This is a genomic window from Streptomyces sp. NPDC059256, assembly GCF_042753785.1.
Taxonomy (GTDB): Bacteria; Actinomycetota; Actinomycetes; order Streptomycetales; family Streptomycetaceae; genus Streptomyces.
The window spans coordinates 214,294-238,730 of the sequence record NZ_JBHYZO010000005.1 but is presented as its reverse complement, the minus strand read 5'-3'; the positions used below and the strand labels follow the sequence as shown (position 1 = coordinate 238,730).

The following is a 24,437-nucleotide window of genomic DNA, read 5'->3' as shown; positions in this document are numbered from 1 at the left end:
CCAACCGCGCGAGGGCGCAAACAGCGCCCTCGCGCGGAGTCATATCCGACACGCTCATCGGACATCGGAGGCTCTGCGGTGAACGAACTGCCGCAACAGCTGGCCAACGGTCTAGCCCTGGGTGCCCTATACGGTCTCATCGCCATCGGGTACACCATGGTCTACGGCATCGTCCAGCTCATCAACTTCGCCCATGGCGAGATCTTTATGATCGGGGGGTTTGGCGCCCTCACCACCTATATATGGCTCCCCAGCGGAATCAGCCTTTTCGTCGCGATTCCTCTCATGATCATAGGTGGCGCGATAGCCTCCGTCGGCGTCGCCGTACTAGCCGAACGATTCGCGTATCGGCCCTTGCGTGGCGCGCCCCGGCTCGCCCCACTGATCACCGCGATCGGACTGTCGATCGTGCTCCAGCAGGCCGTCTGGAGCTGGTACCCGGACGCGAAGAAGGCTCGTAGCTTCCCGGAGTTCACCGGAGAGTCCTTCAAGATCCTGGACAATCTGACGATCCAGCGCGCCGATGCGTTCGTGCTGGTCCTCGCCCCGCTCTGCATGCTCGCGCTGGGACTCTTCGTCTCCAAGAGCCGCAACGGACGGGCCATGCAGGCAACCGCGCAGGACCCGGACACCGCCAAGCTCATGGGCATCAACACCGACCGGATCATCGTGTTGGCGTTCGCCATCGGTGCCGCCTTCGCCGCGGTCGCAGCCGTGGTCTACGGCCTGGACAAGGGCCAGATCAACTTTGAGATGGGCTTCATCCTCGGGCTGAAGGCGTTCACCGCGGCGGTCCTCGGCGGTATCGGCAACATCTACGGTGCGATGGTCGGCGGCGTCGTCCTGGGTCTCGCCGAAGCCCTGTCGATCGCCTACATCGAAGAGATCCCCGGTATGCAGCAGCTGGGCGGCGGCGCCTGGGCCAACGTCTGGGCGTTTGTACTCCTCATCGTCGTGCTCCTGGTCAGGCCGCAGGGTCTGCTCGGTGAGCGCGTCGCGGATCGGGCGTGAGAACGATGACCACGGACACCATCACCCAAGTCAAGCCGGCGCCCGATGACTCCTCTCGTACGCGGTTGATCCGCTGGGTCGTCACGGCCGGTGGCCTCGCCACCATCGCCAGCACCTTCACCGCCTGGACGTACACGGACGCCTTCCCCGGCGATCTGACCGTCTACGGCTACCCCGGTGGACTCCAGGTCCTGACCCTGGTCGCCGGCGCACTCGTCGTCCTCTACGGACTGGCCTCGCTCGGCGTCAAGGGCCTCGGCTGGCTGGCGCCCGCGGGCACCACGAAGGCGCTGCGCTTCCTCGCCCTCGGCGCGTTCGCCACCACCTGGTTCACGACGATCGCCATCGCCTGGCAGCTCGAAGGGCTGGTCAATCTCGAACCGGGTGCCTTCGTCGCCTCCGTGGCATCGGCGGTACCGCTGGCCGCGTTCGCCCTGGCGGACGACACCCGCAAGGCGGCCCGCCCCAAGGAGCTGCCGTCCTGGGCCGAGATCCTGTTGATCGTCGCGGCGTTCGCGGTGGGCATGTACGTCGTGACGTACGGCATCGACACCGAGTACGCCGAGTTGTTCACGGGCTACCTCATCACCGTCGGGTTCGCGGTGGGCGGTCTGATCAAGTCCGGTCTGACCGCGCGTCTTTCCGGGCTCACCACCAAGTACCGCCAGGTCACCGTGATCGCGGCATTCGCCGCCGCCATCGCCTTCCCCTTCACCCAGAACACCGACACGTACACGCTGATCGCGGTCAACATCCTGATCTTCGCGACGGTCGCCCTGGGTCTGAACATCGTCGTCGGCCTGGCAGGTCTGCTGGACCTCGGGTACGTCGCCTTCCTGGGCGTCGGTGCCTATACGGCCGCCCTGGTGTCGGGTTCGACCGCGTCCGCGTTCGACGTGCACTTCCCGTTCTGGGCCGCTGTCCTCACCGGTGCGGTCGTGTCGCTCATCTTCGGTGTGGTCATCGGCGCACCGACGCTCCGGCTGCGCGGCGACTACCTCGCCATCGTGACCCTGGGCTTCGGCGAGATCTTCCGCATCGCCATGGGCAACCTCGACGGTGTGTCGGGTCCGCAGATCACCAACGGTCCCAACGGTGTTCCCAACATCCCGGACCTGGAGTTCTTCGGGTACGACTTCGGTGAGTCCCACACCGTCTTCGGGATCGAGCTGGGCAGCTACGCCAACTACTACCTGCTGATGCTGCTCGCGATGGCGCTCGTCATCGTCGTGTTCAGCCGTGCGGGCAGTTCCCGCATCGGTCGGGCCTGGGTCGCCATCCGGGAGGACGAGACCGCGGCCACGGCGATGGGCATCAACGGCTTCCGGGTCAAGCTGATCGCCTTCGCGCTCGGTGCCACGCTGGCCGGTCTCGCCGGTACCGTGCAGGCGCACGTGCAACACACCGTGGTCCCGGAGATGTACCAGTTCGCCGGTCCCGTACCGCCCAACTCGGCCTTCCTGCTGGCGGCTGTGATCCTTGGCGGCATGGGCACGGTCACCGGGCCGTTGCTCGGTGCCACGCTGCTGTACATGATCCCGGCCAAGCTCCAGTTCCTCCAGGACTACCAGCTCCTCGGCTTCGGTCTCGCACTGATCCTGCTGATGCGGTTCCGTCCCGAGGGGCTGATCGCCAACCGTCGGGCGCAGTTGGAGTACCACGAGACCGACCAGCTCGACGTGCCGGACAAGGGCCTGACCGGCCCCGGCGTCGGCATCACCAAGGCGGGGGCGTGACGACCATGACGACCACCACCATCGACATCGCCACCTCTCCCGTCCTGGAGGCGAGCGGTGTCACCATGAGGTTCGGCGGGCTCACCGCCGTCCGTTCGGTGGACCTCACCGTCAACGCGGGCGAGATCGTCGGCCTGATCGGCCCCAACGGCGCCGGCAAGACCACCTTCTTCAACTGCCTGACGGGGCTGTACGTGCCCACGGAGGGCAAGGTCCGCTACAAGGGCACCGTGCTCCCGCCGAAGCCTCATCTGGTCACCAAGGCGGGCGTCGCCAGGACCTTCCAGAACATCAGGCTCTTCGCCAACATGACCGTGTTGGAGAACGTCCTGGTCGGACGGCACACCCGTACGAAGGAGGGGCTGTGGTCCGCGCTGGTGCGCGGGCCGGGCTTCAAGCGGGCCGAGGCAGCGTCGCACGAGCGCGCCATGGAGCTGTTGGGCTTCATCGGCCTGGAGCACAAGGCCGATCATCTGGCGCGCAACCTCCCCTACGGCGAGCAGCGCAAGTTGGAGATCGCCAGGGCCATGGCCAGCGATCCGGGCCTGCTGCTGCTGGACGAGCCGACGGCCGGCATGAACCCGCAGGAGACCCGGGCGGCCGAGGAACTGATCTTCGCCATCCGGGACCAGGGGATCGCCGTCCTCGTCATCGAGCACGACATGCGGTTCATCTTCAACCTCTGTGACCGGGTGGCCTGTCTGGTGCAGGGCGAGAAGCTCGTCGAAGGCACCGCGGAGGTCGTCCAGGGCGATGAGCGGGTGGTCGCCGCCTACCTCGGGACGCCCTTCGAGGGAGCTCCGGGTGCGGAGGAGGTCGCCGAGGTCGAGGCCGCGGAGGCGCACAACGCCGCCGCTTCCGGTGCCGAGGGCACAGCGGAGGGCGGCTCCGTCGCGCAGGGCAGTACCGGCACCACCAGCCCGGAAGGGGAGACCCAGTGAGCACTTTGCTGGAGGTCGAGGACCTCAGGGTCGCCTACGGCAAGATCGAGGCCGTGAAGGGCATCTCCTTCAGTGTCGAGGCCGGCCAGGTGGTGACCCTCATCGGCACCAACGGCGCGGGCAAGACGACGACCCTGCGGACGCTGTCCGGGCTGTTGAAGCCCTCCGGTGGGCGGATCGTCTTCGACGGCAAGCCGCTCAGCGGCTATCCCGCGCACAAGATCGTGGCGATGGGCCTCGCCCACTCCCCCGAGGGCCGGCACATCTTCCCGCGGCTGTCGATCGAGGAGAACCTGCGGCTCGGTGCGTTCCTGCGGAGCGACAAGGCCGGCATCGAGCGGGACATCCAGCGCGCCTATGAGCTCTTCCCGATTCTGGGCGAGCGCAGCAAGCAGGCGGCGGGCACGCTCTCCGGCGGTGAGCAGCAGATGTTGGCGATGGGGCGGGCGCTGATGTGTCAGCCGAAGCTGTTGATGCTCGACGAGCCGTCGATGGGTCTCTCGCCGATCATGATGCAGAAGATCATGGCGACGATCACCGAGTTGAAGGCGCAGGGCACGACCATCCTGCTGGTCGAGCAGAACGCCCAGGCGGCGCTCTCGCTCGCCGATCACGGGCATGTGATGGAGGTCGGGAAGATCGTGCTGTCCGGTACGGGAGAGCACCTGCTGCACGACGAGTCGGTGCGCAAGGCGTACCTGGGCGAGGACTGAGCCCTTCGGGGCTGCCCAGACCCCGTACGACGACAGGGCCCGCGCCCCTGCCGAGCAATCGGTGGGGACCGCGGGCCCTGTCGTCGTGTGAGGAGGGCCGCTACTGGCCCTTCGCCGCCTTCTTCTCCTCGGCGTCCTCGATGACCGCCTCGGCGACCTGCTGCATGGACATGCGGCGGTCCATGGAGGTCTTCTGGATCCATCGGAAGGCGGCGGGCTCGCTCAGCCCGTACTCGGTCTGGAGGATGCTCTTGGCGCGGTCGACGAGCTTGCGGGTCTCCAGCCGCTGGGAGAGGTCGGCGACCTCCTGCTCCAGCGCCTTGAGCTCGGTGAAGCGGGAGACGGCCATCTCGATGGCGGGGACCACGTCGCTCTTGCTGAAGGGCTTGACCAGATAGGCCATCGCGCCGGCGTCCCGGGCTCGTTCGACCAGGTCCCGCTGGGAGAAGGCGGTGAGCATCAGCACCGGGGCGATGGATTCCTCGGCGATCTTCTCGGCTGCGGAGATGCCGTCGAGGATGGGCATCTTCACATCGAGGATGACGAGGTCCGGCCGGTGTTCCCGGGCGAGCTCGACGGCACGCTGTCCGTCTCCGGCCTCACCGACGACCGCGTATCCCTCTTCTTCCAGCATCTCTTTGAGGTCGAGCCGGATGAGGGCCTCGTCCTCGGCGATGACCACGCGGGTGGTGAGCGGGGGGACGTGCGACTTGTCGTCGTCGGCGACGGGCTGGGGCGAGTCGGGGGCGGTCACGGGACTCCTCATTCCAAGGCATTTCCAAGGCGTTCCAATGCAGGGTGCTGCCCATGAGCCTACCCAGCTCCTGTATGGTGGGGGCACGAAGGGTGCCCGCCACCCTACGTTTCCAAGGCGCCCCGGTAGCCCAGCGGTAGAGGCAATGGTCTCAAACACCATCCAGCGTGGGTTCGAATCCCACCCGGGGTACTTTCCCTGCAATTCCATGGTCGCGATTTCATCATCGCGACCATGATTGTTTTCCGCCTCCGCCGAGGCCCCGGGCGAGGGGGCCCCAGCGGTCCTGCATCCTTCAGCTGGTGGTGTCGTCCACACCGATGTGGTGCACCCGCACCAGGTTCGTGGAGCCGGGCATTCCGGGAGGTGATCCCGCGGTGATCACCACGATGTCACCCCGCTCGCACCGGCCGATCTTCAGCAGTTCCTCGTCGACCTGGGCCACCATGGCGTCCGTGGACTCCACATGGGGGCCGAGGAACGTCTCCACGCCCCAGGTCAGATTGAGCTGGGAACGGGTCCCCTGGTCGGGCGTGAACGCCAGCAGGGGGATCGGCGAGCGGTAGCGCGAGAGTCGGCGCACGGTGTCGCCGGACTGCGTGAAGGCGACCAGGAACTTGGCTCCGAGGAAGTCGCCCATCTCGGCTGCGGCACGGGCGACCGCACCGGCCTGGGTACGCGGCTTGCTGCGCTCGGTCAGCGGCGGCAGGCCCTTGCCGAGCACGTCCTCCTCGGCCGCCTCGACGATCCGGCCCATGGTGCGCACGGTCTCAATGGGGTACTTGCCCACGCTCGTCTCGCCCGAGAGCATCACGGCGTCGGTGCCGTCGATGACGGCGTTGGCCACGTCGGAGGCTTCGGCGCGGGTGGGGCGGGAGTTCTCGATCATCGAGTCCAGCATCTGCGTGGCGACGATGACGGGCTTGGCGTTGCGCCGGGCCAGCTTGATCGCCCGCTTCTGGACGATCGGCACCTGCTCCAGCGGCATTTCGACGCCGAGGTCGCCGCGGGCGACCATGATGCCGTCGAAGGCGGCCACGATGTCGTCGATGTTGTCCACGGCCTGGGGCTTCTCGACCTTGGCGATGACGGGCAGTCTGCGCCCCTCCTCGTCCATGATCCGGTGCACGTCCTCGATGTCGCGACCGCTGCGGACGAAGGACAGGGCGATGACGTCGACACCAGTGCGCAGCGCCCAGCGGAGGTCTTCGATGTCCTTCTCGGAGAGGGCGGGGACGGAGACGGCGACCCCGGGGAGGTTGAGGCCCTTGTTGTCGGAGACCATGCCCCCTTCGATGACCGTGGTGTGCACCCGCGGCCCGTCGACGGCGGTCACTTCGAGGGTGACCTTTCCGTCGTCCACGAGGATGCGCTCACCGGGAGCGACATCGCCGGCCAGCCCCTGATAGGTCGTTCCGCAGATATTGCGGTCGCCTTCCATCGGCTCGACGGTGATCGTGAATTCATCACCGCGCTCCAACAGGACCGGACCCTCACGAAAGCGCCCAAGTCGGATCTTCGGGCCCTGGAGATCAGCCAGTACACCGACGCTGCGACCCGTCTCGTCGGACGCTTTGCGTACGCGCTGATAGCGCTCGTCGTGTTCGGTGTAACTACCGTGGCTGAGATTGAGTCGGGCCACGTCCATTCCGGCTTCGACCAGGGCTTTGATCTGGTCGTACGAGTCGGTGGCTGGGCCCAAAGTACAGACGATTTTCGCTCGGCGCATAGAACGACCCTAGGGCATACCCCATCCGTAGGGATTTGATTCCAGGTTTCTTCCCAACAACCTTTGCGTGAAAGGTCATTGACAACTGTCGAAATGTGCGCAAGGGCGCTCCGATGAGCAATTCCGCTGCCCGGAGCGCCCTTTCTGCGATGGTCCGCTAGGAGAAATCCCCTAAAGCACCGGTGGGGTCATCGTGAAGCGGGCGTTCACCTGTGCGTAGACCGTCTGACGCTGGGGTTCGAGATCGAGCGCCGGTGCTCCTTTGGCCAGTTCGGCGGAGCCGGCGAAGGCCATGGGAGCCGACCGGGCCATGCTGTAACCGCCGCCGTCCTCCGCGCCCAGATCGGCGAGCTCCACCAGTGCGGAGAGTTGCGCTCCGAGCGCCCCCGCGTACTCACGGGCCCGCTGGACGGCTTCGAGCACGGCCTGCCGACGGGCCTCGCCATGGGCGGGTGACTGGGGCCGCAGCTTCCACCACGGCCCGTCGACCCGGGTCATCTCCAGGTCCCCGACCCGGGTCGTCAGCTCGCCGAGAGCGGTGAAGTCGGCCAGTTCTGCGATGAGGTAGACCTTCCCGTGGTACGAACGGACGTGTTCCCCCTTGCCCCGCTTGGCGAGCTCCGGGGTGATCGAGAAGGCGCCGGTCTCCAGCTTCTCCACGGCCTCGCCGTAGGACTTGACGAGATCCAGGACGGCTGTGTTGCGCCGGGTGAGGTCCGCGAGCGCGGCGCGGCGGTCGGAGCCGCGGGCGACGACGGTGATCCCGATCCGGGCGATCTCCGGATCGACCTCCAGCCGGGCCTCACCGCGCACGGCGACGCGCGGGGTCTCGGGGGTGCCGTACGGGGCGGCGGGTGCGGGTGCGTCGGTGCTGGATGCGTCCATGGTCTCGGCGAGGCTCCCTCGTTCGTCCGTGCCTGCCGCACGGATCGCATGGCAGGCGCGGACATGCTGACGGCTGATGTCAGAAACACTGTCGCATCCGGCTCTGACATGGAGGAGCTCATCGGCGGGGCGGTGTCAGCGAGCACGCCCCGCCGCCCATGACGGCGGACCGAACCGGGACCGAACCGGGCCCGGCACGGACCCGACATGGCCCCGGCATCGACCCCATATGGGCGCGATATGGACCCGCGGCTCAGAAGCTCGGTGCGAGCGGGGTGAAGTGCATGCCCTGGGCGGGTACGCGGGGCGGAGCAGGCCGTTCCAGTCCGAAGCTGGTGAAGGCGGTGCGCCTGGGCAGCGGATAGGGCTCCTGGCCGGTCAGCGAGTTGAGGATGCTGGCGCTGCGCCAGGCGGCGAGTCCCAGGTCGGGAGCCCCGACCCCGTGGGTGTGCGTCTCGGCGTTCTGTACGTAGACGGAGCCGGTCATGGTCTTGTCGGTGACCATCCGGTAGTCGGTGTCGATGTGGGGACGCCCGGCGGCGTCCCGCCGCAAGTAGGGGTCGATCCCGGCGAGGAGGAGGTCCACCGGGCGCTGGCGGTAGCCGGTGGCGAGGACGACCGCATCGGTCATCAGCCGTGATCGCGCGGCTTGTTGGAGGTGTTCCAGATGCAGTTCGATCTTGGTGGTGGCGACCCGACCCGCCGTTCGGACGCGCACTCCCGGGGTGAGTACGGCGTCCGGCCAGCCACCGTGCAGGGTGCGCCGGTAGAGCTCCTCGTGAATGTCGGCGATCGTCCCCGCGTCGATGCCCTTGTGGAGGTGCCACTGACCGAACGCGACCTGGTCCCGGGTCTGTTCGGGGAGCGAGTGGAAGTAGCGGCTGTAGTCGGGGGTGAAGTGTTCGAGGCCGAGTTTGGAGTACTCCATCGGTGTGAACGCCTCGGTACGGGTCAGCCAGTGCACCCCCTCGCGTCCCACGGGCCGCTGACGCAGTAGATCGAGGAAGATCTCCGCACCCGACTGTCCGGAGCCGATCACCGTGATGTGTTCGGCGGCCAGCAGTCGATCGCGGTGGTCGAGGTAGTCGGCCGAGTGGATCACCGGTGCGGCCGGTGCGTCGACCAGGGGTCTCAGCGGTTCGGGTACATAGGGTTCGGTGCCGACCCCGAGGGCGATGTTCCGGGCGTAGGTGCGGCCCAGCGCCTCGGCCTCGCCGTCGGCGTCGAGTTGGGTGAAGTCGACTTCGAACAGTTGGCGGTCCGGATTCCAGCGCACGGCGTCGATCTGGTGGCCGAAGTGGAGCCCGGGCAGGCTGTGGCTCACCCAGCGGCAGTACGCCTCGTACTCGGCGCGGTGGATGTGGAACCGCTCGGCGAAATAGAAGGGGAACAGTCGCTCACGGGAGCGGAGGTAGTTGAGGAAGCTCCAGGGGCTGGCAGGGTCGATGAGGCTCACCAGATCGGCGAGGAACGGAACCTGGACGCGGGCGCCTTCGATCAAAAGGCCCGGATGCCAGCTGAAGTGATGGCCCTGCTCGTAGAAGGCGGTGTGCAGGGGCTTGCGCAGGCCGTGGGCCAGTGCGGCGAGCGAGAGGTTGAACGGTCCGATGCCGATGCCCACGAGGTCGTGGGGCTGCTCGGCTTCGGCGGGGGGCATTGCGCTCATCGATGGGTGCCTTCCACGAGTTCGTTCACGAGGTGGACCAGTCGGTGCAGGTCATCCGCGGTGGTGTACGGGTTCAGGAGCGTCACTTTGAGCCAGAGGCGGCCGTCCATACGGGCGCGGCCCAGGACGGCCCTCCCGCTGGTGAGGAGCGTGCGGCGAATGGCCGCGGTCTGTTCGTCCGTCGCGCCGCGCGGCCGGAACAGTACGGTGCTGAGCGTGGGGCGGTCCCACAGTTCGAGCCGGGCGTCCGCCGCGACGAGGGCGGCGAAGTCGCCGGCGCGCGCCATGGTGGCGTCCACCAACTCGGCGAGCCCGCTGCGGCCGAGGGCGCGGAAGGTGACGGCGACCTTGAGCACGTCGGGGCGGCGCGTGGTCCGCAGGGACCGTCCCAGGAGATCGGGGAGGCCGGCTTCGGTGTCGTCGTCGGGATTGAGGTAGTCGGCGGTGATCGCGAGCGGGCCGAGCCGGGACCGGTCGCGCACCGCGAACAGTCCGGCCGCCACGGGCTGCCAACCGAGTTTGTGGAGATCGAGGGTGACGGAGTCGGCGCGGTCCAGACCCGCGAGCGCGGAACGGTGGCGCTCGCTGAACAGCAGCGGTCCGCCGTAGGCGGCGTCGACGTGGAGTTCGACGCCGTGCCGCTCGCACAGTGCGGCAACCTCGGGAAGAGGGTCGATGCGTCCGGTGTCGGTCGCCCCCGCCGTGGCCACCACCAGCCGGGGTCCGTGCAGTTCGGTCAGGGCCTCGTCGAGCGCGACCGGGTCGAGGGTGCCGCCACCCGCCGACACGACCACCGGCGCGGGCAGGCCCAACAGCCAGGCGGCACGCTGTACGGAGTGGTGGGAGCCCGTACCGCAGATCACCTGGATCGCACCGTGGCGTTCACGGGCCAGCAGCAGGGCGAGTTGGTTGGACTCGGTGCCTCCGGTGGTGATGAGGGCGTCCGGATCGGGCGCATCGGGATAGACCTCGGCGGCAACCGCCTTGGTCACCACGCGCTCCAACTCGGAGGCCGCCGGAGCCTGGTCCCACGAGTCCAGGGACTGGTTGAGTGCGCACGCCGCGAGATCGGCGGCGACGGCGAGGGCGAGCGGTGGGGTGTGCAGATGTGCGGCACACAGCGGGTCCGCGGGATCGGCGGCGCCGTACGCCATCGTCCGTACGAGCCGGTGCAGCGCGTCACCCGCGCCGATGCCGTGGTCGGGCAGGACCGGTTCGGCGACCTGCTGGACCAGGGCTGCGACGCTCAGGGGGCCGCCCGGCGGGAGGGGGCCGCCGCGGTCGGCGGCGCCTTCCCTGAGGGCTTCGAGCACCAGACCGATGAGGGGGCGGAGGGCGTCGGGGCCATGGGCCCCACCGGCGAGCGGGGCGGGCCAGGTGCTGAAGGCCCCCGGTTCGCCGGTGTCCGTACCGGTCTCGGGTGCCGTGCCGTGTGTGACAGGTGCCGGTGACGAACTCGGGTCGGGTGCGCTCGACGTGCTCATGGGCGTCCTCCGCGGGCTGCGTGGGCGGGGCGACCCCGGTCGGAGGGGTGCGCGCCGTGCTCAACGAGTCCGGCATGGAGGAGGTTCGGCTCCCCGCGGGGAGCCTGGTCACACGGGCGCGTCGGAGCACTCCGCGCGGAGGGTGGTCACCCGGCGCACTTGCGGCGCGGTCCGCTGTCGGCAGAGTCCGCCACGGCCGGAACGCGCTCGGAACGCACTTGCACGAAAAGCGGACGAGCGGGCTGGACGAGCAAGTCCGGAATCTCGGGGGCTGACCGGCAGCCGGTCAGCCCCCGGAGCCGATCACACGGAGGGGTCGACCCCCCGTACCGCCAGTGCGCGGCGCAGGTCGTCGAGTTGGTCGGAGAGGCTACGGCGCAGGGCGGGGATCATCTGGGCGTCCCGCAGACATGTCTCGCCGAGCTCCCGGGCCTCGTCGTCCACCGCGTGCAGCGGGAAGGCGTACCGGCCGGCGGCCTCCGCTATCGCCGGACCCCTGCGGTCCGCCAGGGCGACCGTGTCGGGGTAGTAGCGCACGAGGTACGGGGCGACCAGTTCGGCCTGTTCGGGTTGCCAGAAGCCCTGGGCCGTGGCACGGAACAGATAGTTCGAGAGGTCGTCGGAGGCGAACAGCCGCTCCCAGGCGGTTTCCTTCGCTTCCGGTGTCGGCAGGGCGGAGCGACATCGGGCCGCGCCCTGCTGGCCTGTGGCGCTCGGGTCGGCTTCGAGTTCGGCGGCGATGGCGGCTTCGTCCGTCTCACCGAGGACGGCGAGCCGGTACAGGATGCGCCAACGCAGTTCGGGGTCCAGTTCCGGTCCGCCGATGACGCTGCCTTCGGCGAGCCATTCCTGGATCGCCTCCGGCTGGGCCGCCGCGTCGATGAAGTGACGTACGGCGATCAGCCGCAGTCCCGGGTCGCTGCCGTCCTCGGTGCGCCGCATCAGTCCGCGGCAGATGTCCCGGATGGCACCGAGTGCGGCGGACCGTTCGGCGGCCGGTACATAGCGGTCCGCGACCTGACCGGCGGCGAAGGCGAGGACGCCTTGGGCGATCGCCAGGTCCGTTTCCCGGGGCAGTTGCGTCCGGGCGGCCTCCAGATAGGCCCTGGGGTCGAGTTCTCCGTCGCGGACCATGTCACGGGCCGCGTTCCAGATGACGGCGCGGGTCAGGGCGTCCGGGACGTACGACAGGATGCGTACCGCGGTCTCCCAGGAGCCGGGGTCGAGTCGGATCTTGGCGTAGGTGGTGTCGTTGTCATTGAGGACGATGAGCGCGGGGCGCCGGCCGGGGTGCTGCTCGGCGGCACCGTCCCCCTGTGGGATGTCCAGTTCGTAGCGATGGCGCAGGACGACCCGGGTCGGGTCGACGGGGTCGATGTCGTACGCGCCGACGGCGATGCGGTGCGGGCGGCTGCCCTGGTGGTCGACGGCGAGCGACCAGGTGCCGGGGGCTTCGGTGACGGTGGGCGTGAGGGTGTCGACGCCGGTGGTGCGCAGCCACGACTCGGCCCAGGCGGGCAGATCGCGGTCGGTGGCCTGCGACAGGGAGTCGATGAAGTCGGCGAGGGTCGCGTTGCCGAACTTGTGGCGCGCGAAGTGGATGTTGATGCCGGCGAGGAAGTCCTTCTCCCCCATCCAGGTCACCAGCTGCCGCAGGGCGGAAGCTCCCTTGGCGTAGGAGATGCCGTCGAAGTTGAGGAGGGCGGCGGCGGTGTCCGGGACCGCGTCCGGGTCCGGGGAGACGGGATGGGTGGAGGGCCGCTGGTCGGCGTCGTACCCCCAGCCCTTGCGGGCGACGGCGAAGTCGACCCAGGTGTCGGTGAAGCGGGTGGCTTCGGTGAGGATCTGGAAGCCCATGTACTCGGCGAAGGACTCGTTCAGCCAGAGGTCGTCCCACCAGACCATGGTGACCAGGTCGCCGAACCACATGTGGGCCATCTCATGGGCGATGACCATCGCCCGCGTCTGACGCTCGGTGTCGGTGACGGCCGAGCGGAAGACCAGTTCCTCGCGGAAGGTGACCAGGCCGGGGTTTTCCATCGCTCCCGCGTTGAACTCGGGGACGAACGCCTGGTCGTAGGAGTCGAAGGGGTAGGGCTCCTCGAACTTCTCGTGGTACCGGTCGTAGCACTGCCGGGTGATCTCGAAGAGTTCGTCCGTGTCCGCGTCGAGGTAGGGCGCGAGCGAGCGGCGACAGTGGAGGCCGAAGGGGAGCCCGGCGTGTTCGGTGCGTATGGAGTGCCAGGGTCCGGCGGCGACCGCGACGAGATAGGTGGAGAGCAGGGTGGTGGTGGCGCAGCTCCACTTGCCGTCGCCGTGGTGGGTCGCGACACCGTTGCCGAGGACGGTCCAGCCGCCGGGGGCGGTCACCGACACGTCGAAGACGGCCTTGAGGTCCGGCTGGTCGAAGGCGGAGAAGACTCGCTGGACGTCGTCCAGGAAGAGCTGGGTGTAGACGTAGGTCTCGCCGTCCGCGGGGTCGGTGAAGCGGTGCATTCCCTCGCCGGTGCGCGAGTAGTGCATGTCCGCCTCGACGCGCAGTTCGTGCTCCCCCTGGGTGAGCCCGGGCAGCGGGAAGCGGTTGCCGTCGAGCGCGGCGGGGTCGAGCGGATGTCCGTCCAGCGTTACGGAGTGCAGTGCGGCCGGCTTGACCTCGACGAAGGTGTCCCCGTCCGCGCGGGCGGTGAAGTGTATGACGGTGGTGGAGCCGAAGGTCTCTGTCTCTTTCCCGGGAGGGACCCCCGCCCCGGCGGTGAGGTCGAGATCCACGGTGTAGCGGTGGACGTCGAGAAGCTGTGCACGAGTCTGCGCTTCGTCGCGCGTGAGTACGGACATGGGTGCCATGCTGCCTGATCCACGGGGCCGAGCACATGGGGTATCGGTTGCGCTTTGAGCGCACGTCGGCGTCGCATAAAGGGCTGCCACGCCTCATTTCGATTGTGTGGTGTCCCGCGTGTCCCGGGAGCAACTGGTGGGAGTCGCAGACGTCCGCTCATCCCTCTTGTGCGTCGGCGCCGGCGTGTACCCCGCGCGGGCCGTGATGGAGCCGGGTGCCGGTCGGCCCTCCCGTGTCCGGGGAGGGAAGCCCACCGGCCGTCCCCGCGCCCCGGCTCGGGCGGGGGCGGAACGGATCACGGCTCGGAAGGCATTGCCCTGCGCCGGGCCGCGCCGCCTCCGGGCGGGGAGGCGGTGGCACGGACACCCGCAACGTGCTGTGCACGTTCGGGCGGCGGCGGTCAGCCCCAGTCCACACAGGAGTTCAGATAGGTGTTGCCCTCGAACCGGGCGATCTCCACACCGACATGGAAGATCCCGTTGGGGTGCGAGGCGCTCGTCTCGCGCACGAACGTGCGTCCGGCGCCGCTGGTGTTCTTGTGCCAACCCCACTTGACCGTGGTGCCGCTGACCGTCTTCGACAGGAAGCGAACCCTCACATGGTGGCCGTCGGCCCGCGAGTCCGTCACGCTCAGGGTGAGGTCCACCCTGTCGGGGCCGTGCCAGTTCATGACACGGGCGCCGCCGTCCGCACCGGTGGTGAAGCACTGCCTGTACACAGTGATCGCGGCGGCTGGGCTTGCCATCGCCGCGGTCAGGACCAGCGACGCCACCACGGTTCCGGCAGCAGCCAGTTTCCTCTTCATCTCATCCCACCTTCTTCGTCGTGGGCGCCAGTCTTTCCCCTTGTGAGCCGGGTGCTCCATGGCAATGCGTACCGAGGACTTGTGGCTGAGTGACCTGCGTTCCGGACCGGGCGGGCAGATGCGGCGCACGAGCCGGGGGTGCGCGCCGTCACAGAACCGGGGGGGTGCGCGCCGTGGCAGAACCGGGGGTGTGCGCCGTGACAGAAGTCGACTCCCGAGGTCGCCTGTGGACCGGTCGGCGTCCTGCCCCGGGCAAGGACGCCGACCTCGGATCAGGTCAGGTCAGCGACGCCCGCGCTGGCGCGGCGCCCCCGCCCGCCGTGTCCCCCGGTGATCGCCTTGGAACCGGAACAGATCCGCCCACTGCTCCGCGTCGAGGTCCCTGGGCAGTTGCCGGGGGCGGATGCCGTGCCGTTGCACCCACTGCCCGATGCGATGGCCGGGCAGGCCCGGCGCCGCACCGGCGATGATCTCGGGCAGGGCACGTCCCCGGCCGGTGAACACGCGGTGGGCGAAGTCCTGGTACTCACGGCGGGCCGAGGGCGGCAGAAGCGGGCGGTCACGGCGGGTGATGGTCATCAGCCCGCCGTCGACGGTGGGCCGTGGGCGGAACGCCGTCGACGGCACTCGGGCGACCAGCCCGAAGCGGTACCACGGCCACCACTGGGCCGTCATCAACGTCGCCCCACCCACGGCGGCCCGCCGCCGGGCGACCTCCCACTGCACCAACAGCACGGCATCGGTCCAGTCGGGCGAGGCGAGGATGTGGCGGAGCATCGGGGTCGTCTCATGGAAGGGCAGGTTCCCGACGAGGACGTGCGGGCTGGTCGGGGCCTGGTAGCGGAGGAAGTCACCGGGGACGACGGTGGTACGCCCCCGGGTGCGCCGAGCAAGCCGGGCGGCATGCCTGGGGTCGATCTCGATACCGGTGAGGGGACGCTCCAGGGTCTCCAGCGGCAGCGTCAGTGCGCCGTCGCCGCTGCCGATCTCGATGATCGGTCCTTCGGTACGGGCGACGAGGTCAATGACGGTGGTGATGGTGGTGCGGTCGATGAGGAAGTTCTGACCGAGTTCATGACGGCCAGGACGGTGGTGCGTGGGCACAGGATCTCCGCGACTTCGAGGTGATCCGGGCAGCACGGGATGCCGCTCGGAGATGACTCACGGAAGCGGCGGAGCGATTCGGGAGGTGAGGACGATCCGCCGCTAGGCGCGGCGCAGCCTCATCACTGCGATCCCACAGGAGATTCCACACATGGGGGCGAGCCTAGGCGGGCGGTGGTGGGGGCCCGCAACTCGTTTTCAGCGCCCGAGCGGCGGCGGGTGCCGGTGCACGAGCCGGGGCGCTACGGCTGGTGCGCGCCGCCCGGGTTGGCCGCGATCGTCTCATGGTGACGGATCACCTCGGCGATGATGAAGTTGAGCAGCTTCTCCGCGAACGCCGGGTCGAGCCGGGCATCCTCGGAGAGGCTGCGCAGCCGCTCGATCTGGCGGGACTCGCGCGCCGGGTCGGCGGCCGGGAGTTGGTGGTGCGCCTTGAGATGACCGACCTGCTGGGTGCACTTGAAGCGCTCGGCGAGCATATAGACGAGGGCGGCGTCGATGTTGTCGATGCTTCCGCGCAGCCGATCCAGCTCGGCCTGTACGTTCTCGTCGATGTCCCTGGTCGTCATGGTTGGTGAGCTTACGTGGACCGGGTGCTGATGGTGGGCGGGTGTTCAGGGTCTGGGATGCGGTCGCTCCAGCCACCCGGTACGGAACGTCCCTGCTGCTCACGGAAGCGGACGGGCGCGGTGCCCACGCGTCGGGTGAACAGCCGGGAGAAGTACGCGGGGTCCTCGTAGCCGACGCGGCGGGCGATGGATGCGACGGAGAGTTCGGTGGCGGCGAGGAGCTCCCGGGCCCGTCTCAGTCGGATGGAGAGCAGATAGTCCTTGGGGCTGCATCCCGCGCCCCGGCGCACGGCGGTCCGCAGTTCGGCCGGGGTCATTCCGTGCCGGGCGGCGTGCTCGGCGACGGACAGGGGTTGGAAGGCGTCCCGGGCCAGTGCGGTGAGCACGGGGTCGCCGGCGGGGCTGGTGTCGGCGCGGGCGCGGCGCAGGGCGACGAGGAGTTCATGGACGGCCGCTGCGGTTTCGACCTCCAGGAGGGGGTTTCCGCGGCGGGCGGCCCGGGCGATCCGGCCGATCGCGGCGCGTGGTCCCGCCGCGTCCGAGAGCGGGACGACGGGCAGGTCGGGGTCGATGTAGCCGAGTTCGGTGTACGTGTCGGTCGCGGGGCCGTCGAAGTCGACGAAGCTCTCGTCCCAGCCGCCGGGGTCGGGTCCGTAGTGGTGGGGGACGCCGGGGGTGATCCAGATCAGGGCGGGTGCGGTGACGGCGAGGCGCTGCCCGTCGGGCGCACGGAACCAGCCGCTCCCCGAGCTGATCACCACGGCCACATGGTGGTCCAGCGTGCGCGGCCCGACAGTCGGCAGGCTGCCGTGTTGCAGACCGACACCGAGGCAGACCAGACCGAGCCGACGATGGACCGCACCTGGGGTGAAGTAGCGCATCCAGGTGTGATACATCCGCCTTTGCCCCTTCTTGGCTGATCGTCTGCGCTTCTCCGCGCTCGCTTGTGTCCAAACAGTGCCGATCTTTGTCCATGGACCGGTCGGCCGCCAGGGGTCAAAGGTGGGCGGGTGGCTGAATTCGGCGTGGGTGAGACGGACTTTCTGCTCGATGGACGGCCGGTGCGGCTGCTCTCGGGCGCGCTGCACTACTTCCGAGTACACGAGGGGCAGTGGGACCACCGGTTGGCGATGCTGCGCGCGATGGGCCTGAACTGCGTGGAGACGTACGTTCCGTGGAATCTGCACGAGCCCGCCCGCGGCGAGTACACGGATGTGGAGGCGCTGGGCCGGTTCCTCGATGCCGCGCAGAGGGCGGGTCTGTGGGCGATCGTGCGCCCGGGGCCGTACATCTGCGCCGAGTGGGAGAACGGCGGATTGCCGATGTGGCTGACCGGACTGGTCGGCCGACGGGTGCGCACCGACGACGCCGAGTACCTGGCGGCCGTGGACGGTTGGTTCACCAAACTCCTCCCCCAGGTCGTGGAGCGCCAGATCGACCGCGGCGGCCCGGTGATCATGGTCCAGGCGGAGAACGAGTACGGGAGCTACGGCAGCGACCAGGGCTATCTGCGGCACGTGGCGGACGTCCTGCGCGACTGCGGGGTGAGCGTCCCGCTGTTCACGTCGGACGGGCCCGAGGACCACATGCTCACCGGTGGTTCGCTGCCGGACGTGCTCGCAGCCGTCAACTTCGGGTCGGGCGCCATGGACGCCTTCGCCGCCCTGCGCCGCCACCGCCCGAGCGGGCCGCTGATGTGCATGGAGTTCTGGTGCGGCTGGTTCGCCCACTGGGGCGACGAGTGCGTGACCCGGGACGCGACACAGGCCGCGAAGGAACTCCGCGAGATCCTGGAGCTCGGCGGCTCGGTCAACCTCTACATGGCGCACGGCGGAACCAACTTCGGCGGCTGGGCGGGCGCCAACCGGGCCGGCACCCTGCACGACGGGCTCTTGGAGCCGACGGTGACGTCCTACGACTACGACGCGCCGATCGATGAATCCGGACGGCCGACGGAGAAGTTCTGGGCCTTCCGGGAGGTCTTCGCCGAGTACGCCGACAAGCCGCTGCCCGAGGTCCCGCCCGCTCCCCCGCTCCTGGGCGCCGGTCTCGATGTGCGTCCGGCCGACTGGTCACCGCTCGATGCCGTCCTGGACGCCGTCGGCGACCCGGAGACGACGACCCCGACCCCGCCGACGTTCGAGGAGTTGGGCGTGGACCGCGGCCTGGTCCGCTACCGGGTCCGGGTACCGGGGCCGCGCCGACCGTATCCGCTGCGCGCCTCCGGGCTGCGTGACCGGGCGGTCGTGTACGTGGACGGGGTACGGGCCGGAGTACTCAGCGAGGACCACGAAACCCTCCCCGAGCTGGTCCCGGGCCCTGCCGAGGTGGATTTCTGGGTGGAGTCGCAGGGCCGGGTCAACTACGGTCCACGCCTGGGCGAACCGAAGGGCATCACGGGCGGCGTGCTGCACGAGCGCCAGTACCTGCACGGGGTGCGGGCACAGGGTCTACGGCTGGCGTCGTTCACCCCCGAAGCGGTCGAGAGCGTGTCGTTCCTGCCCGCGGGATCGGGCGGGCCGGGCCTGTACCGCACCTCGGTGGAGATCGAGAGGCCCGGGGACGCCCGGGTCGAACTGCCCGGGTGGACCCGGGGCTTCCTCTGGGTGAACGGCTTCTGCCTGGGACGGTACTGGTGGGTCGGCCCCCAACAGGGCTTGTTCCTGCCGGGGTCGGTGCTCAGACAGGGGACGAACGACATCTGGGTCCTGGAACTGGAGGAGGCGGGGGCGGGGATCACCCTGCGCTGACGGCGTCGCCCTGGTGCTTGCCGCCACTGAATGAAGATCTCTCTCATGACATGACAATCCACCCATAATCGTTGACCGGGAGTGGAGCCGCTTCCTACGCTCAGGTCAACGCGGTGCGGCGCACGGTTTCTGATCTCCCGTCCGGGACTCCCGGACCGTTCGGAGGAGTGTCCGTGAGAACTGGCACCAAGCTCCCTTCCAAGAAGCGTGCGCTCAGCATCCTGGTGACGGTGCTCCCGCTGGTGATGCTGGCGGGAACGACAACGTCCGCGCGGGGCTCACCACTGCGGGCACTCCGTGAACGACCGAACCGAAGCCCAGAGCCGAGATGTACGGCCGCCGTGATGGGACGCGTCGACTCCGCGTACCGTCAGTGCGGAGTCAGCGGCGGACACTGGGTCCGCCCACCCCGCCCACCCCGCCCACGAGAACGCTGATTCCCCACCCGTTCCCGACGCCGACCGCGCCCCTCCCTCACGCAGGGACACCCCCGTCCCCCCACACGCCTCGCCCCCGATGCCTGGTGCTCCGCATCGGGGGCGAGGTCCGTTCACAGTCCGGGGCGTGCCTTGATCTCGTCTATGAAGTCGGCCCACGCGTGAGCGGGAATGAGGAGAGCAGGGCCATGGGGGTTCTTGCTGTCCCTCACCGGCAACAGGCCGAGGTGGAGATGTGCCACCTCGACGCAGGCAGCGCCGTCCCCATTGCTATAGCTGGACTTGCGCCAGCCGGTGAGCACTGAGGACTCAGGAACGGTCGTCATCTTCATATCCTTCTTCGTACCCCTTCAGGTAACTGCGGAGGAGGTCGAGCGACTCCCTCTCCGGCAGAGCCATGGAGCGAGCCACGTCGAAGCGCTGGGTCAGACCGAGAACGCCTTTTGGCGACTCGACCAGTTCGCCGGAAATAAAGCTCTCTGCGTACCCGAGCGTAGCGCCGCTTGCCAGGGTCAGGAGGCTCAGACTCCCACCCAGCAGGGGGTGTTGCCCACGGGCAAAGGGCAAGATCTGAACCGAGATGTTCCAACTCTCAGCAGCCGTGAGAAGGTGAGCGATTTGGCCAGCCATGCAGCTCATTCCACCCATGGGGCGCTTAACGGCCGCCTCATCCATGATGGCCCAGTAGAGCAGCGGTTCTTCGCGCTCAAAGATCTGCTTGCGCCGCATCCGCGTGCCAACCCGGCTTTCAACGTCATCCCCCGCAAATCCGGGAAGCGATGCTTGGAACAGGGCACGAGCGTAACCCTCGGTTTGAAGTAGACCTGGCACCAGGCTGCACTCAAAAACCTGAATTCGGGCGGCGCTCTTTTCGCTTTCTACGATCGTTCGCCCATAGTCAGGAATCGTCGAGTCCTGAGCCATGCCCAAGAGTTCGACGAACAATCCGTGGGTGCGGAAATGGGCATCCAATGCCTGAGCCAGTGCCTCCGACGGTAACTGCTCCCCGCGCTCCACCCGGCTGAGATATGTGTGCGGATACGTCACCCGCTCCGCGAGCGCGCGCTGTGACAGGCCCTCTTCCATCCGCAGACGCTGCAAGCGCCGCCCCAGCACCGTGCGCGGAGTGGGTTTCCCGCCGTCCTCGTTGTTTAGCTCCACGATCGAACTCACCTTCAATTCCCTGTCCACAGACGCCCTTTGGTGACAGGCAGAACAGGTACCTGACGTGCCCTTTCATCGATGGTAGTAGCGACGCCTCGGCAGCTGGGGCGGAATCTCTCGCTCGACATATCTGGCCACAACGAGAACCCCCGCAACCGGGTAAGCGGTGCGGGGGCATTGGCCAACGCTTGAAAGGAGCGTCGGCATGACCAACGCTATCGACCACTTCACCGCTGTTCACCCATCTGCCTTGCCAACGTCCGAAGATCCGCCTTCGATGACGCAAAAGGCAGCTTCCAACGGCGTTGTGGAGGTCGCCCCATGAGCGACACCTGCGGCGGTGCCTTCACCCTGTCCCGATGGCGTCCGACGCCCCGCAGTGTCGGGCAGGCACGGGCCGAATTCCGGGACGTTCTGAACGGCTGGGGACTGGCACCGATCGAGCAGGCCGCGCTGATCGTGCTTTCGGAGTTGCTGACCAATGCCGTGCGGCACGCACGCGTACCCGGGCGGGACATTGAGACCCGCTATCTGCCGCTCTGGCGCGGGGTGCGGATCGAAGTGCATGACGCTTCCGACGTACGGCCGCGGCTGACCGTACCCGCGGCGGATGCGACAGGAGGCAGGGGGCTTCCGCTGGTGGCGGCTCTCTCCGATGCCTGGGGCGTCGCCTCGCGCACTGGTCCCGGGAAGATCGTCTGGGCCGAGCTGACCCTCCCGGAGCTGTCCAGCGGATGAGGTACGTGCCCCTGGCCATGGTCATGATCCGACGTACGGCCAGGGGCACAGGCGTGTGCCCGAGGTGTGTACGGACCGGGCGCGCACCCTACGAGGTGAAAGCCCCCACCGGCAGGCCGAGTTCGCGTTCCGCGACGATGAAGACCAGCTCTTCGACCGTGCCGTAGTTGACGGCCTTGCGCATGGCGGCCTGGACGCTCAGCCCGTCGAGTACGGCGAGGATGCGCGAGGCGCTGACCCGGGGGTCGGCGGTGGTGAAGTCGCCGGACCGGATGCCCTCGTCGATCAGGCCGACGAGTTGGCCGACGTCCGCCGCCATCTGGGCGGCGACCGCGCTGTGCAGTGCGGGCCGTTTGCGGCCCAGCCGCCAGGCGTCAAGCCAGAGCAGGTTCATCCGGTCGCGATCTCCGGCGGTGTGGAACCGCAGCAGCGCGAGCAGCCGGTCGACCGGGAGATCGGCCGTCTCGACGACGGCGTCGATCTCGCGGCTCTCCGCCACGGCGGCTGCCGTGAACGCTTCGGCGAGCAGGCTGTCCACCGCTGGGAAGTAGTGGCTGACCAGGCTGCCCGCCACCCCCAGCCGGTCAGCGACGCTCCGGAGCGTGATGTGTTCCAGCCCCTCGCTCAGGGCTAAGGCCGAGGCTGCGGCCACGATCTCCGCGCGCCGGTCTTCGGCGGACTTTCGACGGACTTTGGCTCTAGGGGTTGACGTCACGGGGAGGACTCTATTGACTGCTCGCTCAACAGGCAATTGAGCACATGCTCAATAAGGCTCTGCACCAGTTCAGGAGCGTCCCATGCCCATAGCCGAGCAGACAGACCCGGAGAGAACGAGCGCCAACGCGTTCGGAAAGATCGAAAGCCGCGGCATCGACCGCATCCCCGACGACGAACGCCACGGCCACCCCCGCGAGTTGGTCCGCATCTGGGCCTTCGCCAGCGTCAACTACCTGTACATCATCCTCGGCGGCCTGCTGATCGTCTTCGGACTGACCGTGTGGCAGGGCCTCGCCGTGGTCGTCGTGGGCAATCTGTTCTGGGCGGCCATCGGCCTGCTCGCCACCAGCGGCCCGGTGTCGGGAACGCCCAGCGGGGTCATCACCCGAGCCATGTTCGGAACCCTGGGCAACCGGGTCATCGTCGGGCTGTTCAGCTGGCCCAGCTTCATCGCGTACGGCGCCATCAACCTCTCGGTGGGAGGGCTCGCCGCCTTTGCGTTCACCGAACAGGTGGGCCTTGCCGCCCAGCGGCCCGTACAGATCGTGATCGTGCTGCTGATCGCCGCTCTCACCCTGACGATCAGCGTGTACGGGTACGACACCATCCTCAAGGTGAGCGGCGCCATCACCACCGCACTCGCCCTGTGCATGGCCGTCCTCGGCGGCTTCGTCCTCACCAAGGCCGACTGGAACTACGCACCCGCCGCCGAGTCGGCGCTGTCCGGCGGTGCGCTCTGGGCCGTGATCACCGCGGGTATCGCCCTGACCGCCTCGTCCCCGCTGTCCTGGGCCATCAGCCCCGACTACGCCCGCTATCTGCCCGCGGACACCTCCCGCAAGGCCGTCGCCACCTGGACCGCACTCGGCGGATTCATCCCGGCCGTTCTGCTCGGGTCGGTGGGCGTGCTGGCCGGCAGCGTCGTCGACATGGCCGACGCCCAGAAGTCGCTGGCCACGATCCTGCCGGGCTGGTTCTACCCGGTCTTCCTGCTGGTGATCGTCATCGGCTCGATCACCAACAACGTGATCACCCTCTACAGTTCGGGCCTCTGTCTCCAGTCGGTCGGGCTGCGGCTGCCCCGCATGGCCACCGTTCTGCTGTGCGGTCTGCTCGGTACCGCGATCGCCTGCTACGCGCTGTTCATCTCCGACTTCACCGACGCCCTGAGCAATATCCTCGAACTCTCGGTCGCCTTCGCCGGGCCGTGGATCGCGATCATCGCCTCCGACCTCCTCATGCGGCACAACCGCTATGACGGTGTGGAGTTGCACGACGAGTCCCCACAGGGGCCGTACTGGTTCTCGGCCGGTACCAACTGGGCGGGCTGTACGGCACTGGTGGCCGGCACCACCGTCGGGGCCCTGTGCATGAACACCACGCTGTTCACCGGGCCCATCGCCTCGGCCCTCGGTGGCGCCGACCTCACCTTCGTCTTCGGGCCGACCGTCGCCGCCTGTCTCTACCTCGTACTGGTCAGGACCCTCTACCCGGCGCAGTACGCCGTCGCCCGCAACCGGACCGCTCCCTTGGACCACGCGGTCACGACGAGCACCACCAGCACCACCAGCAAGGAGAACTGACCCGTATGTCCGCCGCCACCGCGCTGCCCGTCGCCGACCGCTGGTACACCGTCACCCCCGTCGACGAGTCGCTGACACTGATCCAAGAGCCCCATGTGGACCCGCTGCTCAGCGCCAACACCTGGCATCTGCGCGGCACCCGCCACGATCTGCTCATCGACGCCGGACTCGGGGTCGCCTCCCTGCGGGAGGCACTGCCGGACCTCTTCGGCGAGCGTGAGCCGGTCGTCGTCCTCACCCACGCCCATCTCGACCACATGGGCTCGGCCCATGAGTTCGCCGAGTGCTGGGCGCACCCGGCCGAGCCGGTCGACACACCCGGTCGCGGCTCCCTCCTCGCCCGAGTCGTGAACGACACCCTCGGCGGAGATCCCGACGGAGCAGCGGAACTCCCTCCGGTGCTGATCAACGCCCTGCCCACCGCGGACTACGACCCCCTCGCCTACCGACTGCGTCCGGTTTCGATCACCCGGCAGTTGGAGGAGGGCGACACCATCGATCTGGGCGACCGGCAGTTGCGCGTACTCCACCTACCCGGTCACACCCCCGGAAGCATCGGTCTGTACGACGAGGAGCGGCGCGTCCTCTTCTCCGGCGACGTCCTCTACGACGATGAACTCCTCGACACGCTGGCGGGCTCCGACATCGGTCAGTACATCGCGACCATGAAGAGGCTGCGCCGGCTCGACATCGACCTCGTCCACGCCGGTCACGGGGCGAGCTTCGGTGCTGAGCGGATGCGCGAGATCATCGACGCGTATCTACTGTTCCGCGGTGGACAGGCGCCCCCGGAGACCCCGGCGGCGCAGTGAGCG

The 24,437-nt window shown here is 68.5% G+C and carries 21 protein-coding genes and 1 tRNA gene; 9 read left to right on the top strand and 13 right to left on the bottom strand.

Going from position 1 to position 24,437, the window contains the following annotated elements:
* Window positions 1-78: 78 nt before the first annotated feature.
* The 4 genes from ACFXJL_RS14990 to ACFXJL_RS14975 are packed head-to-tail and all read left to right on the top strand — an operon-like array spanning window position 79 to window position 4,401.
* Window positions 79-1,011 carry a branched-chain amino acid ABC transporter permease gene (locus ACFXJL_RS14990; RefSeq protein ID WP_358930746.1) on the top strand — a complete coding sequence of 311 codons (933 nt, stop codon included), beginning with the start codon at window positions 79-81 and terminating at the stop codon, window positions 1,009-1,011.
* A gap of 5 nt (window positions 1,012-1,016) precedes the next feature.
* Entirely contained in the window at window positions 1,017-2,747 is a 1,731-nt protein-coding gene (locus ACFXJL_RS14985) for a branched-chain amino acid ABC transporter permease (protein WP_384644249.1), read from the top strand.
* On the top strand, window positions 2,744-3,688 hold the full coding sequence (locus tag ACFXJL_RS14980; protein WP_384644212.1) for an ABC transporter ATP-binding protein: 945 nt from the start codon (window positions 2,744-2,746) through the stop codon (window positions 3,686-3,688). The genes ACFXJL_RS14985 and ACFXJL_RS14980 overlap by 4 nt, the downstream gene beginning before the upstream one ends.
* Entirely contained in the window at window positions 3,685-4,401 is a 717-nt protein-coding gene (locus ACFXJL_RS14975) for an ABC transporter ATP-binding protein (protein ID WP_358877703.1), read from the top strand. Before ACFXJL_RS14980 ends, ACFXJL_RS14975 begins: the two co-directional genes overlap by 4 nt.
* Window positions 4,402-4,501: 100 nt before the next feature.
* Here ACFXJL_RS14975 and ACFXJL_RS14970 read toward each other — a convergent pair whose 3' ends face one another.
* Window positions 4,502-5,155 (bottom strand): response regulator, encoded by a 654-nt coding sequence (locus ACFXJL_RS14970; protein WP_329017202.1) that lies wholly within the window; start codon window positions 5,153-5,155, stop codon window positions 4,502-4,504.
* A 119-nt stretch (window positions 5,156-5,274) separates the two neighbouring features.
* Here ACFXJL_RS14970 and ACFXJL_RS14965 point away from each other — a divergent pair.
* A tRNA-Leu gene (locus ACFXJL_RS14965) sits at window positions 5,275-5,347 on the top strand.
* A gap of 103 nt (window positions 5,348-5,450) precedes the next feature.
* On the opposite strand, the gene pyk is transcribed toward ACFXJL_RS14965, so the two are convergent.
* From pyk to ACFXJL_RS14920, 9 genes are all read right to left on the bottom strand, one after another.
* Window positions 5,451-6,884 (bottom strand): pyruvate kinase, encoded by a 1,434-nt coding sequence (gene pyk, locus ACFXJL_RS14960; RefSeq protein WP_358877704.1) that lies wholly within the window; start codon window positions 6,882-6,884, stop codon window positions 5,451-5,453.
* 171 nt (window positions 6,885-7,055) lie between these two features.
* Window positions 7,056-7,769 (bottom strand): SIMPL domain-containing protein, encoded by a 714-nt coding sequence (locus tag ACFXJL_RS14955; protein ID WP_384692439.1) that lies wholly within the window; start codon window positions 7,767-7,769, stop codon window positions 7,056-7,058.
* Window positions 7,770-8,022: 253 nt separating this feature from the next.
* A complete protein-coding gene (locus ACFXJL_RS14950; RefSeq protein WP_329017210.1) occupies window positions 8,023-9,435 on the bottom strand; it encodes a SidA/IucD/PvdA family monooxygenase in 1,413 nt (470 codons plus the stop codon).
* Window positions 9,432-10,919 (bottom strand): pyridoxal phosphate-dependent decarboxylase family protein, encoded by a 1,488-nt coding sequence (locus ACFXJL_RS14945; protein ID WP_384692434.1) that lies wholly within the window; start codon window positions 10,917-10,919, stop codon window positions 9,432-9,434. Before ACFXJL_RS14945 ends, ACFXJL_RS14950 begins: the two co-directional genes overlap by 4 nt.
* A gap of 303 nt (window positions 10,920-11,222) precedes the next feature.
* The gene (gene pepN, locus ACFXJL_RS14940) at window positions 11,223-13,754 is read right to left on the bottom strand and encodes an aminopeptidase N (protein WP_384692431.1); all 2,532 of its coding nucleotides are present in this window, start codon (window positions 13,752-13,754) and stop codon (window positions 11,223-11,225) included.
* A 401-nt stretch (window positions 13,755-14,155) separates the two neighbouring features.
* Window positions 14,156-14,560, bottom strand: coding sequence for a hypothetical protein (locus ACFXJL_RS14935; RefSeq protein ID WP_358877707.1), 405 nt, complete (start codon window positions 14,558-14,560; stop codon window positions 14,156-14,158).
* 282 nt (window positions 14,561-14,842) lie between these two features.
* Window positions 14,843-15,664 carry a 23S ribosomal RNA methyltransferase Erm gene (gene erm, locus ACFXJL_RS14930; protein WP_384692428.1) on the bottom strand — a complete coding sequence of 274 codons (822 nt, stop codon included), beginning with the start codon at window positions 15,662-15,664 and terminating at the stop codon, window positions 14,843-14,845.
* A gap of 242 nt (window positions 15,665-15,906) precedes the next feature.
* Window positions 15,907-16,233 (bottom strand): chorismate mutase, encoded by a 327-nt coding sequence (locus ACFXJL_RS14925; protein WP_358877709.1) that lies wholly within the window; start codon window positions 16,231-16,233, stop codon window positions 15,907-15,909.
* Window positions 16,234-16,244: 11 nt separating this feature from the next.
* A complete protein-coding gene (locus ACFXJL_RS14920) occupies window positions 16,245-17,129 on the bottom strand; it encodes an AraC family transcriptional regulator (RefSeq protein ID WP_329017224.1) in 885 nt (294 codons plus the stop codon).
* Between the two features lie 114 nt (window positions 17,130-17,243).
* Between ACFXJL_RS14920 and ACFXJL_RS14915 the strand changes: the two genes are divergently transcribed.
* A complete protein-coding gene (locus ACFXJL_RS14915) occupies window positions 17,244-18,983 on the top strand; it encodes a beta-galactosidase family protein (protein ID WP_384692423.1) in 1,740 nt (579 codons plus the stop codon).
* 550 nt (window positions 18,984-19,533) lie between these two features.
* On the opposite strand, the gene ACFXJL_RS14910 is transcribed toward ACFXJL_RS14915, so the two are convergent.
* On the bottom strand, window positions 19,534-19,746 hold the full coding sequence (locus tag ACFXJL_RS14910) for a DUF397 domain-containing protein (RefSeq protein ID WP_358877711.1): 213 nt from the start codon (window positions 19,744-19,746) through the stop codon (window positions 19,534-19,536).
* Window positions 19,730-20,593, bottom strand: a complete 864-nt coding sequence (locus ACFXJL_RS14905; protein WP_358877712.1) for a helix-turn-helix transcriptional regulator — start codon at window positions 20,591-20,593, stop codon at window positions 19,730-19,732. The genes ACFXJL_RS14910 and ACFXJL_RS14905 overlap by 17 nt, the downstream gene beginning before the upstream one ends.
* 312 nt (window positions 20,594-20,905) lie before the next feature.
* Here ACFXJL_RS14905 and ACFXJL_RS14900 point away from each other — a divergent pair, with 312 nt between their 5' ends.
* Window positions 20,906-21,322 (top strand): ATP-binding protein, encoded by a 417-nt coding sequence (locus ACFXJL_RS14900; protein ID WP_384692419.1) that lies wholly within the window; start codon window positions 20,906-20,908, stop codon window positions 21,320-21,322.
* A gap of 88 nt (window positions 21,323-21,410) precedes the next feature.
* Here ACFXJL_RS14900 and ACFXJL_RS14895 read toward each other — a convergent pair whose 3' ends face one another.
* Window positions 21,411-22,037, bottom strand: coding sequence for a TetR family transcriptional regulator C-terminal domain-containing protein (locus ACFXJL_RS14895; protein WP_358877714.1), 627 nt, complete (start codon window positions 22,035-22,037; stop codon window positions 21,411-21,413).
* Between the two features lie 82 nt (window positions 22,038-22,119).
* Here ACFXJL_RS14895 and ACFXJL_RS14890 point away from each other — a divergent pair, with 82 nt between their 5' ends.
* Both ACFXJL_RS14890 and ACFXJL_RS14885 read left to right on the top strand, forming a co-directional pair.
* Window positions 22,120-23,622, top strand: coding sequence for a purine-cytosine permease family protein (locus ACFXJL_RS14890; RefSeq protein ID WP_384692416.1), 1,503 nt, complete (start codon window positions 22,120-22,122; stop codon window positions 23,620-23,622).
* 5 nt (window positions 23,623-23,627) lie between these two features.
* Window positions 23,628-24,434, top strand: a complete 807-nt coding sequence (locus ACFXJL_RS14885) for an MBL fold metallo-hydrolase (RefSeq protein ID WP_384692413.1) — start codon at window positions 23,628-23,630, stop codon at window positions 24,432-24,434.
* Window positions 24,435-24,437 lie beyond the last annotated feature (3 nt).

Coding starts and splice junctions, on each gene's coding strand:
- ACFXJL_RS14955 (WP_384692439.1), bottom strand. CDS start 7,769: ATGGACGCATCCAGCACCGACGCACCCGCACCCGCCGCCCCGTACGGC.
- ACFXJL_RS14910 (WP_358877711.1), bottom strand. CDS start 19,746: ATGACGACCGTTCCTGAGTCCTCAGTGCTCACCGGCTGGCGCAAGTCC.
- pyk (WP_358877704.1), bottom strand. CDS start 6,884: ATGCGCCGAGCGAAAATCGTCTGTACTTTGGGCCCAGCCACCGACTCG.
- ACFXJL_RS14950 (WP_329017210.1), bottom strand. CDS start 9,435: ATGAGCGCAATGCCCCCCGCCGAAGCCGAGCAGCCCCACGACCTCGTG.
- ACFXJL_RS14890 (WP_384692416.1), top strand. CDS start 22,120: ATGCCCATAGCCGAGCAGACAGACCCGGAGAGAACGAGCGCCAACGCG.
- ACFXJL_RS14920 (WP_329017224.1), bottom strand. CDS start 17,129: ATGTATCACACCTGGATGCGCTACTTCACCCCAGGTGCGGTCCATCGT.
- pepN (WP_384692431.1), bottom strand. CDS start 13,754: ATGTCCGTACTCACGCGCGACGAAGCGCAGACTCGTGCACAGCTTCTC.
- ACFXJL_RS14900 (WP_384692419.1), top strand. CDS start 20,906: ATGAGCGACACCTGCGGCGGTGCCTTCACCCTGTCCCGATGGCGTCCG.
- ACFXJL_RS14945 (WP_384692434.1), bottom strand. CDS start 10,919: ATGAGCACGTCGAGCGCACCCGACCCGAGTTCGTCACCGGCACCTGTC.
- ACFXJL_RS14885 (WP_384692413.1), top strand. CDS start 23,628: ATGTCCGCCGCCACCGCGCTGCCCGTCGCCGACCGCTGGTACACCGTC.
- ACFXJL_RS14985 (WP_384644249.1), top strand. CDS start 1,017: ATGACCACGGACACCATCACCCAAGTCAAGCCGGCGCCCGATGACTCC.
- ACFXJL_RS14935 (WP_358877707.1), bottom strand. CDS start 14,560: ATGAAGAGGAAACTGGCTGCTGCCGGAACCGTGGTGGCGTCGCTGGTC.
- ACFXJL_RS14925 (WP_358877709.1), bottom strand. CDS start 16,233: ATGACGACCAGGGACATCGACGAGAACGTACAGGCCGAGCTGGATCGG.